Annotated in this window: 12 protein-coding genes; 6 read left to right on the top strand and 6 right to left on the bottom strand. The window is 66.6% G+C overall.

Annotation, left to right across the window (positions count from 1 at the left end):
* Window positions 1-43 precede the first annotated feature (43 nt).
* The 6 genes from rsmG to rpmH all read right to left on the bottom strand — a co-directional run bounded on the left by rsmG (window position 44) and on the right by rpmH (window position 3,430).
* Window positions 44-745, bottom strand: coding sequence for a 16S rRNA (guanine(527)-N(7))-methyltransferase RsmG (rsmG, locus tag SACXIDRAFT_RS10150; RefSeq protein WP_006238467.1), 702 nt, complete (start codon window positions 743-745; stop codon window positions 44-46).
* 156 nt (window positions 746-901) lie between these two features.
* Window positions 902-1,441 carry a Jag family protein gene (locus SACXIDRAFT_RS10145; RefSeq protein WP_006238466.1) on the bottom strand — a complete coding sequence of 180 codons (540 nt, stop codon included), beginning with the start codon at window positions 1,439-1,441 and terminating at the stop codon, window positions 902-904.
* A 24-nt stretch (window positions 1,442-1,465) separates the two neighbouring features.
* Entirely contained in the window at window positions 1,466-2,554 is a 1,089-nt protein-coding gene (gene yidC / locus SACXIDRAFT_RS10140; protein ID WP_006238465.1) for a membrane protein insertase YidC, read from the bottom strand.
* Between the two features lie 5 nt (window positions 2,555-2,559).
* Window positions 2,560-2,892 carry a membrane protein insertion efficiency factor YidD gene (gene yidD, locus SACXIDRAFT_RS10135; RefSeq protein ID WP_006238464.1) on the bottom strand — a complete coding sequence of 111 codons (333 nt, stop codon included), beginning with the start codon at window positions 2,890-2,892 and terminating at the stop codon, window positions 2,560-2,562.
* Window positions 2,889-3,254: a ribonuclease P protein component gene (gene rnpA / locus SACXIDRAFT_RS10130; protein WP_083840099.1), complete on the bottom strand. Its 366-nt coding sequence runs from the start codon at window positions 3,252-3,254 to the stop codon at window positions 2,889-2,891. Before rnpA ends, yidD begins: the two co-directional genes overlap by 4 nt.
* A gap of 32 nt (window positions 3,255-3,286) precedes the next feature.
* Complete coding sequence (gene rpmH, locus SACXIDRAFT_RS22390; RefSeq protein ID WP_005467123.1) at window positions 3,287-3,430, bottom strand: 50S ribosomal protein L34; 144 nt, start codon at window positions 3,428-3,430, stop codon at window positions 3,287-3,289.
* A gap of 753 nt (window positions 3,431-4,183) precedes the next feature.
* On the opposite strand from rpmH, the gene dnaA reads away from it, so the two are divergent.
* The 6 genes from dnaA (at window position 4,184) to gyrB (ending at window position 13,690) form a co-directional block, all read left to right on the top strand.
* Entirely contained in the window at window positions 4,184-5,932 is a 1,749-nt protein-coding gene (gene dnaA, locus SACXIDRAFT_RS10125; RefSeq protein WP_006238462.1) for a chromosomal replication initiator protein DnaA, read from the top strand.
* Window positions 5,933-7,395: 1,463 nt separating this feature from the next.
* A complete protein-coding gene (gene dnaN / locus SACXIDRAFT_RS10120; protein ID WP_006238460.1) occupies window positions 7,396-8,523 on the top strand; it encodes a DNA polymerase III subunit beta in 1,128 nt (375 codons plus the stop codon).
* A gap of 32 nt (window positions 8,524-8,555) precedes the next feature.
* Window positions 8,556-9,452, top strand: a complete 897-nt coding sequence (gnd, locus tag SACXIDRAFT_RS10115; RefSeq protein WP_006238459.1) for a phosphogluconate dehydrogenase (NAD(+)-dependent, decarboxylating) — start codon at window positions 8,556-8,558, stop codon at window positions 9,450-9,452.
* Window positions 9,453-10,622: a DNA replication/repair protein RecF gene (recF, locus tag SACXIDRAFT_RS10110; RefSeq protein ID WP_006238458.1), complete on the top strand. Its 1,170-nt coding sequence runs from the start codon at window positions 9,453-9,455 to the stop codon at window positions 10,620-10,622.
* Window positions 10,623-10,866: 244 nt separating this feature from the next.
* Complete coding sequence (locus SACXIDRAFT_RS10105; protein ID WP_006238457.1) at window positions 10,867-11,430, top strand: DciA family protein; 564 nt, start codon at window positions 10,867-10,869, stop codon at window positions 11,428-11,430.
* Between the two features lie 292 nt (window positions 11,431-11,722).
* The gene (gene gyrB, locus SACXIDRAFT_RS10100; protein ID WP_006238456.1) at window positions 11,723-13,690 is read left to right on the top strand and encodes a DNA topoisomerase (ATP-hydrolyzing) subunit B; all 1,968 of its coding nucleotides are present in this window, start codon (window positions 11,723-11,725) and stop codon (window positions 13,688-13,690) included.
* The last annotated feature ends 34 nt before the right edge of the window (window positions 13,691-13,724 follow it).

The following is a 13,724-nucleotide window of genomic DNA, read 5'->3' as shown; positions in this document are numbered from 1 at the left end:
ATCCGCCGCTCCGTACTGGTCGTCATTCGCTGAGCCAATCCTCTCAGTGCTTCTTGCGTCCGCGTTTCCGCGCAACTCCGGGCGGCCCCGACTCCACCCGTTCGATGGCAACCACGGTGGTGGGCGTCTCCAGAACTCCCGCACCGCACCGTCTGATCCTCGGCTCGCCGCCCCCTGCCCTGCGGACGGCGGAGCGATCCCGTTCGATCTCCTCTGCTGCGCTTTGTCCCTTCAATGCGAGGAGCGTTCCGGAGGGACGGACGAGCGGCAGACACCACTCGGCAAGCCGGGCCAACGGGGCGACCGCGCGAGCGGTCACGACGTCGGCGACGTCGATCCGGTGTCGCACCACCTTCTCCTCCGCGCGGCCACGCTCGACAGTCACCGGGAGGCCGAGCGTGTCAGCCACCTCGGTGAGCCACTCGACCCGGCGAGCCATCGGTTCGAGAAGAACAATATCGAGATCCGGCCGCGCGATCGCGAGAGGTATTCCGGGGAAGCCCGCTCCGGAACCCACATCGATGACCCGGCGCCCTTGCGGAATGTGCTCGCCGAGCACCGCCGAGTTCAGCACGTGGCGGTCCCACAGCCGATCTACCTCCCGCGGTCCGATCAATCCGCGCTCGACTCCGTGTGAGGCGAGCAGTGAGACGAACTCCGCAGCGACCGGCAGGTGATCCCCGAAGACGAGTCGCGCGGCTTGGGGAACCGGGGACTCGACACCTTCTGAGCCTTCTGACTGCAATGACACTCCTCCGGGCAACCGTTTCACGTGAAACAGGCTCGATTGTCCCCGACGCGTTGAGCATCGCCACGCGCACGGTCGGTGTTTCACGTGAAACGCGAAACGGCCCGCCAGGTCTCGCCTGACGGGCCGTTTCCTTTGACGCGGTGGCCGCCGTTACTCGGGCAGCACGACAACCCTGCGCTTCGGTTCCTCGCCCTCGCTCTCGCTCGTGACACCGTCCACCGTCGCCACGGCATCGTGCACGATCTTGCGCTCGAAGGGCGTCATCGGCTGGAGTCGGATGCTCTCACCGGAGTCGCGCACCGACTCGGCCGTGGACCGACCGAGCTCCCGCAGTTCCTCCCTGCGAGCGGCCCTCCAGCCCGCGATGTCCAGCATCAGCCTGCTTCGCGTACCGGTCTCCTGCTGCACAGCGAGCCGGGTGAGTTCCTGGAGCGCCTCCAGCACCGTGCCTCGCGGGCCGACCAGCTTGTCGAGATCGTCGCCACCGTCGATGCTCACCACCGCGCGACCCGCCTCGACGTCGAGGTCGATGTCGCCGTCGTAGTCGAGGATGTCGAGCAGCCGCTCAAGGTAGTCGCCTGCGATGTCGCCCTCGCGGACGAGCAGGTCCTCGTTGTCGGTCGCGTCGTTCGCCGCCGCGGAGGCGGTGTCACTCTCTCCCGCTCCGACCACCTCGGCCGTATCGGACATGTCGTCTCTCCTTCCCGCCCCGAGTCAGCGCCGCTTGCGTCCCTGCGACTTCTTGCCCTGACCGCCCGCGGGTTTCTGCTGATTCCCGCCGTTCTTGGCCCAGGCGCCACCACGCACGCTGTTGCCGTCGCTCTTCGGGGACTTGCCGTTCTTGGTGTTGTCGCTGGAGTCCTGCTGCTTGGACTGTGCCGATTTCGGGGCCGACTTCGGCGTTTGCTTGGGGGCCTGCTTCTGCGCGGGCTTCTGACCCGGCCTCGGCTTCTGACCGGCCTGAGGCTTCTGACCCGGCTTCGGCGCGAGGGTGTCCCGCTTCTCCTTGGCGGCTTCCTTCTTGGCTTCCTCTTCCTTGTCGATCCGCGTGTAGACGAACCGCTGCTGTCCGAGGGTCCACATGTTGTTGGCAAGCCAGTAGATCAACAGACCGATGGGGAAGAAGGCACCGAAGACGAGCACACCGGCGGGGAAGATGTACAGCGTCAGCTTGTTCATCACCGCGGTCTGCTGCGTCGCCGAAGCCGGGTTCTGCCTCGACACGGAGTGGCGGGCGGTGAAGTGCGTCGCGATACTCGCCACGATCATCAGCGGCACGGCGACGGGCGCGACGTCCCAGTGCCAGCCCGGCTCGCCACTGCCGCCCATCATCCCGAGGTGGTTGATGGCGTCGCCGAGGTTGACACCGAAGATCTGCGCATCGACGTAGGACGCGACGTCGTCGGCGTCGAAGAAGTAGTTGGACTGCCCGCCGGGGCGGAAGTTCCGCAGCACCCAGTTCAGACCGATGAAGACCGGGATCTGGAGCAACATGGGCAGGCAGCTGCCGAGCGGGTTGACGCCGTGCTCCTTCTGGAGCTTCTGCATCTCCATCGCCTGACGCTGCCGGTCGTTCGCGTACTTCTTCTGGATCTTTTTGACCTCAGGCGCGAAGTCCTGCATCTTCTTCATCGACCGCACCTGCTTCACGAACGGCTTGAAGAGCAGCCCTCGCACCGTGAAGGTCAGGAAGACGATGCCCAGAATCCAGGCGATGGCGTTGTCTTCACCGAAGACGAAACCGAAGACCTTGTGCCACACCCAGAGGATGAACGACACAGGGTAGTAGATGAAGTCGAGCACTAGAGCTACTCCTCGGTAGACATACCAGGGCCTTGGTACCGGAAGCTGAACTTCTCGGGAACCGGGTCACGTCCCGGTGGGGTCCACGGTCCGCAGCGCAGCAACCGGCGCACGGCGAGGTACGTGCCGCGGGCGGCTCCGAAGCGAGTGAGGGCTTCGGCCGCGTAGGTGCTACAGCTCGGATAGAACCGGCACATCGGGGGAAGGTACGGGGAGATCGCCTTGCGATAGAAGCGGATCGGCAGCAGCAGGACCCACGCCACCGGCGTCGGCCGGGCTGGCGCGGCGGTGTCGTGCTCGTCGGCCTGGTGAGTGCAGGCCGGGTGGTCTTCGTTCACGCCGTTGATCCAGTGTTGTCGCGGAGGGACGACAGTCCCAGCCGCCGCAGCGCCGCGTCGAGGTCCGCGCCGAGCTCCGCGCTCGACGCGGTGGCGGCCGCAGGTAGTGCCCGAACGACCAACGCACTGCCTTCGGGTAAGGTTCCGAGCCTTTGCGCGACGAGGTGCCGGAGTCGCCGCAGAACCCGGTGACGGACGACAGAGTTGCCCACAGCCTTGCTCACGACGAAGCCGGCCTTGCTGCTCCCCTCATCCGAGAGGAGCACGTGCAACACCAAACGGCGGCGCCCTGCACGGACGCCGCCCCGCATCACGGCACGGAACTCGTCGCTACGCCGCAGACGAGCGTCGGCTGGTAGCACGCCGCGCCCCGTCGTCGCAGGCTGTGACGTAATCAGGCGGAGAGCCGGTTACGGCCCTTGCGACGGCGGGCCGCCAGGATGGCGCGGCCCGCGCGGGTCCGCATCCGGAGCCGGAACCCATGAGTCCGCGCGCGACGACGGTTGTTCGGCTGGAAGGTGCGCTTGCCCTTGCTCACGGCAGTCGTTCTCCTGGTCTTGCGGCGATCGGTCGTCGGTGTGCCACCGCGACGAGGCAGCCCGACTCGCACCCGGCACTCACAAGGTGGGCAGGCCGAAGGGCGCCGCTGTCGGCGGTAGACCTTACGAGGGTACGCATCGGCCACCTGGCCTGCGACACCGCCCCCTGTCTCACGAAGGTTCTCCGTCATCCACCACGACAGGGGGACGCGGCTGCGCCCGGGGACCGGCCTCGGGGTGCGCGGGAGAAATACGCCTGCGGCCGATCTCAACTCTGCGTCTTTCGTGGGCCGCGGGATCGAGGCAGCGGCGAAGACGCGGGCACGAAGGGGACGACACGGCTTCCCAAGTTCCGCGACACAGCGCCGGAGAACTGTGTGAACAACCTCGCCTGACGAGACGGGAGACACAGTGTCACCCGTTCGCTGAACACGGCTGGCGACACGCCGAAGCCCGTGATTTCCTTGCCGTCGCGCACGCCTTGTGGCATCGCGTGCGGCTTGTTAGCGTGCCCCTTCTCGGACTCCGGCGGCCACCGGGGGCGCTTGATCGGCGTCGTGGGAGTGCGAGATGCGTTCCAGGCCGTAAGCATGATCCCGCAGGACGGAGGGTGCGCGGGTCGGGCGTACATTGGTGCAAAAGTTGTGGACAACTCTGTGGATACCTGCTGCGCGGGTGGCCACACCGACCTACCGTGACGCTCCGCCGAGCCGTCGAGGAGAGAAGGGTCGAGGGGAGGGGAGCGGAGCAGCGTGTCTGAGCATCAGCTGAATCTGGCTGTTGTCTGGGAGCAGGTTGTCGCAGAACTCTCCGACGGAACGCTGTCCCCGCAGCAACGCGCATGGATGAGGGTCACCCGCCCCATCGGCCTCCTCGACGGAACGGCCCTGCTGGCCGCTCCGAGCGACTTCGCGAAGGAAGCCATCGAGCGCGCGTTGCGCGAACCCATCACCTCCGCACTCTCCCGGCACCTCGGCCGTGAGGTGTCCCTCGCTGTGAAGGTTGACACCACCGAGAGCGCGCCGCCTCCTCCGCTCGCACCCTCCGGCCAGACGCCGTCCGCGCCGCCGGGTTCGCCCGTGCTGCCTGCGCCGGCAAGTCGATACGGGCCGAGGCCCGTCGGTGCGTCCCCCGATCGCCCGCCCCTGCCTTCGGGCGAGGACACGATCATCATCCCGGCGATCAGGCCGAGGGCCGAGACGGTCGAGCCCCGGATTCCCGGGTTGCCTCACCGGTCCCACCCGCCGACGATGCCGTCGGCGCATCCACCGTTGCGCCCTGGCGGAGGGCCGCCACAGCCACCGTCTCAGCATCCCAAGCCTTCCGCCGAAGGCGAGGACGGCGACGAGGAAGTTGACGAGGAAGGCGAGGCACTCGCCGCGGTGCACGAGATTTGGCCGACCTTCTCCGGTCAGCCCATCGCTGGGCAGCCGTACACCGCTCCTGCCCAGCCTCAGACGTCGAAGACCCGGCTCAACGAGAAGTACACGTTCGACACGTTCGTCATCGGCGCGTCGAACCGGTTCGCTCACGCGGCGGCCGTCGCCGTGGCCGAGGCACCGGCGAGGGCCTACAACCCGTTGTTCGTGTGGGGCGAGTCCGGTTTGGGCAAGACCCACCTCCTGCACGCGGTCGGACACTACGCGCAACGACTGTTCCCCGGTATGCGGGTGCGCTACGTCTCGACGGAGGAGTTCACCAACGACTTCATCAACTCACTGCGCGACGACCGCAAGGTGGCATTCCAGCGCCGGTATCGCGACATCGACATCCTGCTGGTTGACGACATCCAGTTCCTGGAGGGCAAGGAAGGAACCCAGGAGGAGTTCTTCCACACCTTCAACACGCTGCACAACGCCAACAAGCAGATCGTCGTGTCGTCCGACCGGCCGCCGAAGCGACTGGAAACGCTGGAGGAACGGCTTCGCACGCGGTTCGAGTGGGGTTTGATCACCGACATCCAGCCTCCCGAGCTCGAAACCCGCATCGCGATCCTGCGGAAGAAAGCCGCTCAGGACCGGCTGGCTGTTCCCGGCGAGGTGCTGGAGTTCATCGCGGCGCGCATCGAGGCCAACATCCGTGAGCTGGAGGGCGCGCTGATCCGGGTCACCGCGTTCGCCTCCCTCAACCAGCAGCCCGTTGACGTCGGGTTGGCGGAGATAGTCCTTCGTGACCTCATTCCCACGGACGCGCAGGCTCCCGAGATCAGCGCCACGACGATCATGCGGGTAACCGCCGAGTTCTTCGATGTGACCATGGACGATCTGTGCGGGCCGGGAAAGACCAAGGCGCTGGCAACGGCACGGCAGATCGCGATGTATCTGTGTCGCGAGCTCACCGACATGTCGCTGCCCCGCATCGGGCAGACCTTCGGCGGTCGCGACCACACCACCGTGATGCACGCGGACAAGAAGATCCGCAAGGAGATGGCAGAGCGGCGCCGCATCTACGACCAGGTGCAGGAGCTGACGTCCCGAATCAAGCAGCGCGCCCACCAGTGACCTCGGGCATCGTGCCCGCTGGGCGAGCTGGCCAGTGACGTCGGGCTTGCCGGTGACGTCACGCCGCTGACCGAGGACGTTCCCACAGTCCAGGACCGCGGCTTCTTCCGATTCCCGTAGCGCCTTCTCCTGTAAACGGTCTTGGCTGAGGTCTGACGTCGGCCGTCATCCTCCGCGATCGCCCACGCCGACCCTCTCGCATCGACTCCCATGGGCACGTCCTCACGTGACGCCAGGCCACTCGGGTGAGGTCTCGCGGCGGTGTCCCGCAGTGGTCTGGCAGTGGTCTGGCAGTGGTCTCGCGACGGTGTCCCGCACCGGCCTCCTCGCGTGGCAGGCGCCCGGCAGTCCTGTCCACAGGCCGCAGAAGGCGTCGAGTCCGGTACCGACCGGCGGCACCTCGCATCGCGGAGGGCCCCACTCGCCACGGACACTTCCGCCGATTTACGTGGGCGTGAGCCGCGCCAGGCAGGTCGTTCAGATCGCTCCGGCGCTCCACATGCTGGTTGCAGGCAGCCCCTCAGGCCGAGTCTTCTCGTCCTCTTCCGGCCCTCTTCAGGCCCCGACCGCCCCTCTCTCCTGGCCGTGTGGCAGTAGGCGCGGAAGGTACCGGGCCCCTTGGGGGTGCAGGCGGTGCAGAAGGCGCAGAAGCGCCGAGGGGCGCGTGCTCCGGAGGAGTAGGAGGCACGGGATGAAGGCCCGAAGCGCGCTCGGCCGCACCCCAAGAAAAAAGCTCGGATGCTTGTTTTCTGAGTTATCCACAGCCCTCGCGGGCTGGGCATACACCTGTGGATGAACGCGTGGACGAGGGGAAGCGCTCGGTTGTCCACAGTGGCCCGTAGGTTTTCCACAGGTCATCCACAGGGTTACCCACAATTCTGTCCACATCAAAGGTTTGATCACTCGATACGGTGACGAGCCTGTGTGTGGGCCGTGGACAACCTGGGTATAACTCGGCCCAAAACTGTGGATAGAACTGTGGATAACTTCATCCACATGTGGATAGTTCCTTGTTGGCACTCATCCATTCACAGGTTGACTGAACTGTCCACAGATCCATCAACAGGTTGTCCACAGTTGAATACGCTCTGTGACCTGGGGAAACAAGGGGTTATCCACAGTATCCACAGCCCCTACTACTACGACTGAACTTCTTCTATCTCTGAGAAGAAAAGAAGAAAAACAGGCTCGGCTCGAAGTTGGGGACAACTCGCTGCCAAAGCGGTCGTGGCGGGCTCGGAGAAGCCCTGGCCCCAGGTGACGCCCCAAGTCGGCACGCTCTACCGTGGAAGTCCACATGTCGGTGCGCTCGGTGGGCCGTGGCTGTCGGCCGCAGGGTGTTGACTGGGGGGCGAGACACGGCCCCTGCGCCGTGTGGACCTACGAACCTCGCCGGGAGTCATCCACCGGCGTTATGCGATCTCACGAGCTCCAACCGGCTCGGCTGTCGAAAGGATGGGCGCATGAAGATCCGCGTCGAGCGCGACGGGCTTGCCGACGCCGTCGCATGGGTGGCCCGTAGCCTGCCGTCGAGGCCGCCCGTTCCCGTGCTCGGTGGTGTCCTGCTCGATGCGGGCGGCGATGCCGAAGCACTGACCGTGTCCGGATTCGACTACGAAGTCTCGGCGACGGTGGGGGTGCCCGCGACCATCGCCGATGGGGGGCGCACGCTCGTGTCCGGCCGTCTGCTGGCCGACATCACCAAGGCGTTGCCCGCCCAGCCCGTCGATATCGCGGTCGAGGGCGCTCGGGCCACCATCACGTGCGGAAACGCCCGGTTCAGCCTTCCGACCATGCCGGTGGAGGACTACCCGCAACTTCCCGCTCAACCCGAACTCGCGGGACAGGTCACCGGTGACGCGTTCTCGCAGGCCGTCGCGCAGGTTGCCGTCGCGGCAGGCAAGGACGACACCCTTCCCATGCTCACCGGTATGCGTGTCGAGATCACCGGGAGCACCCTGACGCTCGTCGCCACCGATCGGTTCCGGCTCGCGATGCGCGAGTTCACCTGGCAGCCCACCGACGGCATCACCGACTCGGCGGTCCTCGTGCCGGCGCGGACGCTCGCCGACGCCGCCAAGTCGCTCGGTTCGGCGGGCACGACGGTGCAGATCGGCCTCGCAGGGGGGGACGGCCTGCTCGGGCTCTCCGGTGGCGGCAAGTTCACCACAACGCGCCTGCTCGACGCGGAGTTCCCGCCGTACCGGCAGTTGCTGCCCTCCGACCACTCGTCGCGCGCGATCCTGAACGTTCCCGCGCTGGCCGAAGCGATCAAGCGTGTGTCGCTCGTCGCCGAACGGGGCACCCAGGTCAGGTTGGAGTTCGCGGAAAACTCGCTGCGACTGTCGGCAGGCGGAGACGACGAGGGCAGTGCGGAAGAAGAGCTTCCCGTTGACTACGAGGGCGACTCGGTGACCATCGCCTTCAACCCGACCTACCTCGCCGATGGCCTCGGAGCTTTGCACACCGAAAGGGCCGAGTTGACGTTCACGACGGCGAACCGGCCCGCGCTGATCAAGCCTGCCGATGCGGACGGCAATGTCGTGCCCGGCTATCTCTACCTGCTGATGCCGGTGCGGCTTCCCGGCTGAGCAGCGGCACACCCGGAAAGAGGAGCATCTGAATGGCACAGCTTGGACTCGTCGGTCTCGGCCGTATGGGGTTCAACATGCGGGAACGGCTCAGGTCGGCAGGCCACGAGGTCGTCGGCTACGACCGCAATCCCGAGGTCAGCGATGTCTCGTCGCTGGCGGAGCTGGTGTCGAAGCTGGCCACACCGAGGGTGGTCTGGGTCATGGTGCCCGCCGGTGAACCCACCCGCCGGACGGTGGCCGACCTTGCCGAGCTGCTCGGTGACGGCGATCTGGTGATCGACGGTGGCAACTCCCGTTACACCGACGACGCGGGCAACGCCGAACTGCTGGGCCGCAGGGGGGTCGGCTACCTCGACGTCGGTGTCTCCGGCGGCGTGTGGGGCAGGGATAACGGCTACGGCCTCATGGTCGGTGGGGCTGAGGCCGATGTCGAACGTGCGATGCCCTTCTTCGACGCCCTCCGCCCTGAAGGACCCCGCGAGGAGGGGTTCGCCCACGCAGGCGGAGTTGGTGCGGGGCACTACGCGAAGATGGTGCACAACGGCATCGAGTACGGGCTGATGCAGGCCTACGCCGAGGGATTCGAGCTGCTCGAAGCGTCCGACGTCGTGCGGGACGTGCCCGCGGTGATCAAGGCATGGCAGCGTGGCACAGTCGTGCGGTCCTGGCTGCTGGAACTCCTCGTCCGCGCGCTGGACGAGGATCCGGAACTGGACGATCTCGAAGGCTACGTCGAGGACTCGGGGGAAGGCCGCTGGACACTGGAGGAAGCGGTGAACAACGCCGTGCCGGCTCCGGTGCTCTCGGCGGCCCTGTTCGCGCGTTTCGCGTCGCGGCAGGAGGACTCGGCGGCCATGCGCGCGGTCGCCGCACTGCGGGAACAGTTCGGCGGGCACGCCACCAGGACGAAGAAGGTATCCGGCTAGGTGTATTTGCGGCACCTCCAGGTGACCGATTTCCGGTCGTGGGAGTACGTCGATCTCCCGCTCGAACCGGGTCCGACCGTGCTGGTCGGACCCAACGGGCGAGGGAAGACGAACCTGCTCGAAGCCGTCGGCTACCTCGCCACACTGTCGTCACACCGGGTCGCCACCGATGCTCCGCTGGTCAGGCACGGTCGAGACAGGGCATTGGTGCGCGCGGCCGTGGTGAACGAGGGTCGCGAGCTGACCGTGGAGTTGGAGATCGCACCGGGAAGGGCCAACAGGGCACGCGTCAACCGCGGTGCGGTGGGCAGGCCACGCGATGTCCTCGGCGTTCTTCGCACGGTGTTGTTCTCGCCCGAGGACCTGTCTCTCGTGCGTGGCGACCCGTCCGAGCGGCGGCGTTTCCTCGATGAGCTGCTCGTCCAGCGCGCACCCCGGTACGCGGGGGTGCGGTCGGAGTACGAGCGGGTTCTGCGGCAACGGAACGCGCTGCTGAAGAGCGTCGGCAGACCTTCCGCGCGCAGGGGACGAGGTGAGGACGATCCCTATGTCGCCTCGACGCTTCAGGTGTGGGACAGCCATCTTGCGACGGCGGGTGCCGAACTGCTGGCGGCCCGGCTCAACCTGGTGGCCGATCTCGCGCCTTTCCTGGCAGCGGCGTACGCGGATGTCGCCCCCGACTCGCGGCCCGCGTCGATCGCCTATCGGTCGAGCCTCGGCGACGCTCTGCCCGAAGGGAGTGGCGCTCCGGAAGGCGCGAGGGTCACGGCGCGGGAGCTGGAGGAGGTCCTGCTGCGGATTCTGGCCGAGTCGAGGGACGCCGAGCTGGAGCGGGGCGTGAGCCTGGTGGGTCCTCATCGGGACGACCTCGATCTCGTGTTGGGGCAGGCTCCCGTGAAGGGGTACGCGAGCCACGGGGAGTCGTGGTCGTTCGCGCTGGCTGTGCGGTTGGCTTCGTACCAGTTGCTGCGCGACGAGCCGGGTGGGGAGCCGGTCCTGCTGCTCGACGACGTGTTCGCTGAACTCGACACCCGGCGCAGGGCGCGCTTGGCCGACATCGCCGCGAAGGCCGAGCAGGTGCTGGTGACCGCGGCGGTGGAAGCCGATGTGCCCGAGGAACTGGACGGGGTGCGCTACCGCGTGTCCGAGGGCGAGGTGACTCGTGGTTGAGGGGCACAGGTCCACACAACGAAACGTGACCGTCGGCACGCGAGTTACCCACCGATCTGGGGATAAGTCTGTGGATAGTGTGGATAACTCAGGTAGCGCGTTACCACTGCGGGTAGCGGAAGCCTCGAAAGAAGGGTTAGTTAACCCTCAAGTAGGTGCCTTTGACAAGGGCAAGCCCGAACGCGGCACAGAGCGTAGCAACGGCGATGGGCCGAACGGGGTCGGGGGCCATCCCGTCGCCGCTGTGGATGGATCGTCCGCAGGCAGTTCTCCACAGGGCCGAGACCTGGCGAGGGCGGCTCTGCGTGCCGCGAAGGAGCGCGCAGCGGCACGGGGAACGGAACCCGGTGTTCGCAAACCGGGACCGGGCCGGACGAGTGGAGGGCGCGCCGTCTCAGGGTTGCCAGGTCAGAACCCCCTTCGCCGCCGCTGGTCCGGCCCAGGTTCGGACGAGCGGGACCCGCAGCCGTTCGGCCGCCTGATGTCGAGGATGTCGTCGCAGTTCGGCTGGAACGCCCGGATCGCGAACGGCAGGGTCTTCGGGCAGTGGCCTGCGCTGGTGGGTGCGGAGGTGGCCGAACACGCGCAACCGGTGGCGTTGACCGATGGCGAGCTCACCGTGCGCGCGAGTTCCACCGCATGGGCCACTCAGTTGCGCTTGCTGCAACGGCAGCTACTGGCAAGAATCGCAGCGGGCGTCGGGCACGGCGTCGTCACCAGGATGCGGATTCAGGGGCCGACCGCGCCCAGTTGGCGCAAGGGGCCCCGGCACATTCAGGGAAGAGGTCCGCGCGACACCTACGGCTAGAGTCCCGCCCGCCGCGAAGCGGGCGAGATCGACTCCGTGTCCGATTCGCGTACACAGCCTGAAACCGTGCGACACGCCTCGGCACGAGTCTCGTCCGAGGCCGGACCCACCCCCCGATCGATTCGTGGCTCTGCGACGCTGCCAGGGGTGTCCTTGGTGCCTGTTAGCGCGACTGGCCAAGTAAACTTGAAGAGGCAAGCCGGATTGGTGCCGGAACGAGTGTCAGCTTCGAGCCCGACGTAGGACCTGGCTCACAGGGTTCCCGTTGAGCGAGACGAGGAGAAGTCAGCCGGTGGCAGCGAAAAACAGCGAATACAGTGCGTCCTCCATCACAGTGCTCGAGGGCTTGGAGGCGGTCCGCAAGCGCCCCGGCATGTACATCGGTTCGACCGGTGAACGTGGCCTGCACCACCTCATCTGGGAGGTTGTGGACAACTCGGTCGATGAGGCGATGGCGGGCCACGCCACGCGCGTGGAGGTCACACTGCTCGCCGACGGCGGGGTCCGTGTCGTTGACGACGGGCGAGGCATTCCCGTCGGCGTCCACCCCGTCTACGGCAAACCCACCCTCGAGATCGTGCTGACGCAGTTGCACGCGGGCGGCAAGTTCGACGGCGAGTCGTACGCGGTGTCGGGCGGCCTGCACGGCGTCGGCGTCTCGGTGGTCAACGCGCTGTCCACAGCGCTCGACGTCGAGGTGCACCTCGACGGCAAGATCTGGGTGCAGCACTACGAGAAGTCGGTACCGGGTGAGTTGTTGGAGAAGGGGCCGACCGACCGCACCGGCACCAGCGTCACGTTCTGGGCCGACCCCGACATCTTCGAGACCACGACCTACAGCGCCGAGACGGTGGCGCGCAGGCTTCAGGAGATGGCCTTCCTGAACAAGGGCCTCACCATCGTGTTGCGTGACGAGCGGGTCTCCGACGACGAGGAGGGCCAGGACGCCACGGGCGAGCGCGCGCACCTGAAGGAGCGCACCTACTGCTATCCGGGCGGGCTCGAGGACTTCGTCAGGCACATCAACGCGTCGAGGGAGGCCATCCACCCGAGCGTCGTCTCGTTCGAACAGAAGGGCGACGGCCTGGAGGTCGAGGTGGCGATGCAGTGGAACAACGGCTTCACGCCGTCGGTCTACACCTTCGCCAACACGATCAACACGCATGAGGGCGGTACCCACGAGGAGGGTTTCCGCGCCGCGCTGACCCGTGTGGTGAACGCCTACGCCCGTGACAAGAAACTGCTCAAGGAGAAGGACGCCAACCTCACCGGCGACGACGTGAGGGAGGGCCTCGCGGCGATCGTCTCCATCAAGCTCGCCGAGCCGCAGTTCGAGGGGCAGACGAAGACGAAGCTGGGCAACAGCGAGGCGCGCTCATTCGTACAGACCACCTGCAACGAGTGGATCGCCGACTGGTTCGAGCGCAACCCGGCCGAAGCGAAGATCATCATCAACAAGGCCGTTTCCAGCGCGCAAGCCAGGATGGCCGCCCGCAAGGCGCGTGACCTTGTGCGTCGTAAGGGCGCGATGGACATCGGTGGACTGCCGGGCAAGCTCAAGGACTGCCGCTCGCGTGATCCGGAGGAGTGCGAGCTCTACATCGTCGAAGGTGATTCCGCCGGTGGTTCGGCCAAGGAAGGCCGTGATTCGCGATTCCAGGCGATCCTGCCCATCCGAGGCAAGATCATCAACGTCGAGAAGGCCCGCATCGACAGGGTGCTGAAGAACCAGGAGGTCCAGTCGCTGATCACCGCGCTGGGCACCGGCATCCACGACGACTTCGACATCTCGAAGCTGCGGTACCACAAGATCGTGCTCATGGCCGACGCCGACGTGGATGGTCAGCACATCCGCACGCTGTTGCTGACCCTGCTGTTCCGGTTCATGCGGCCGCTGATCGAGCAGGGGTACGTCTACCTCGCGCAGCCACCGCTCTACAAGATCAAGTGGCCGCGTTCGGAGCCGGAGTACGCCTACAGCGACCGGGAACGCGACGGGTTGCTGCGCGCCGGGGCCGAAGCGGGGCGGAAGCTGCCGAAGGAAGACGGCATCCAGCGGTACAAGGGTCTCGGCGAGATGAACGCCGAGGAGCTGTGGGAAACGACGATGGACCCGGCGAACCGCGTGTTGTTGCAGGTCAGCCTCGACGACGCCGCGACAGCCGACGAGTTGTTCTCCGTCCTGATGGGCGAAGACGTCGAGGCGCGTCGCTCGTTCATCACCCGCAACGCCAAGGGCGTGCGGTTCCTGGACGTCTGACGAGAGATCCCGACCCCGTGCCAGACGTTCGCCT

Source organism: Saccharomonospora xinjiangensis XJ-54, assembly GCF_000258175.1.
Taxonomy (GTDB): Bacteria; Actinomycetota; Actinomycetes; order Mycobacteriales; family Pseudonocardiaceae; genus Saccharomonospora; species Saccharomonospora xinjiangensis.
The sequence above is the reverse complement of the archived record's forward strand: the minus strand, read 5'-3'. Positions and strand labels throughout refer to the sequence as shown.

Excerpts from the sequence above, each read along its gene's own strand:
- SACXIDRAFT_RS10145 (WP_006238466.1), bottom strand. The coding sequence starts at position 1,441 with ATGTCCGATACGGCCGAGGTGGTCGGAGCGGGAGAGAGTGACACCGCC.
- dnaN (WP_006238460.1), top strand. The coding sequence starts at position 7,396 with ATGAAGATCCGCGTCGAGCGCGACGGGCTTGCCGACGCCGTCGCATGG.
- gnd (WP_006238459.1), top strand. The coding sequence starts at position 8,556 with ATGGCACAGCTTGGACTCGTCGGTCTCGGCCGTATGGGGTTCAACATG.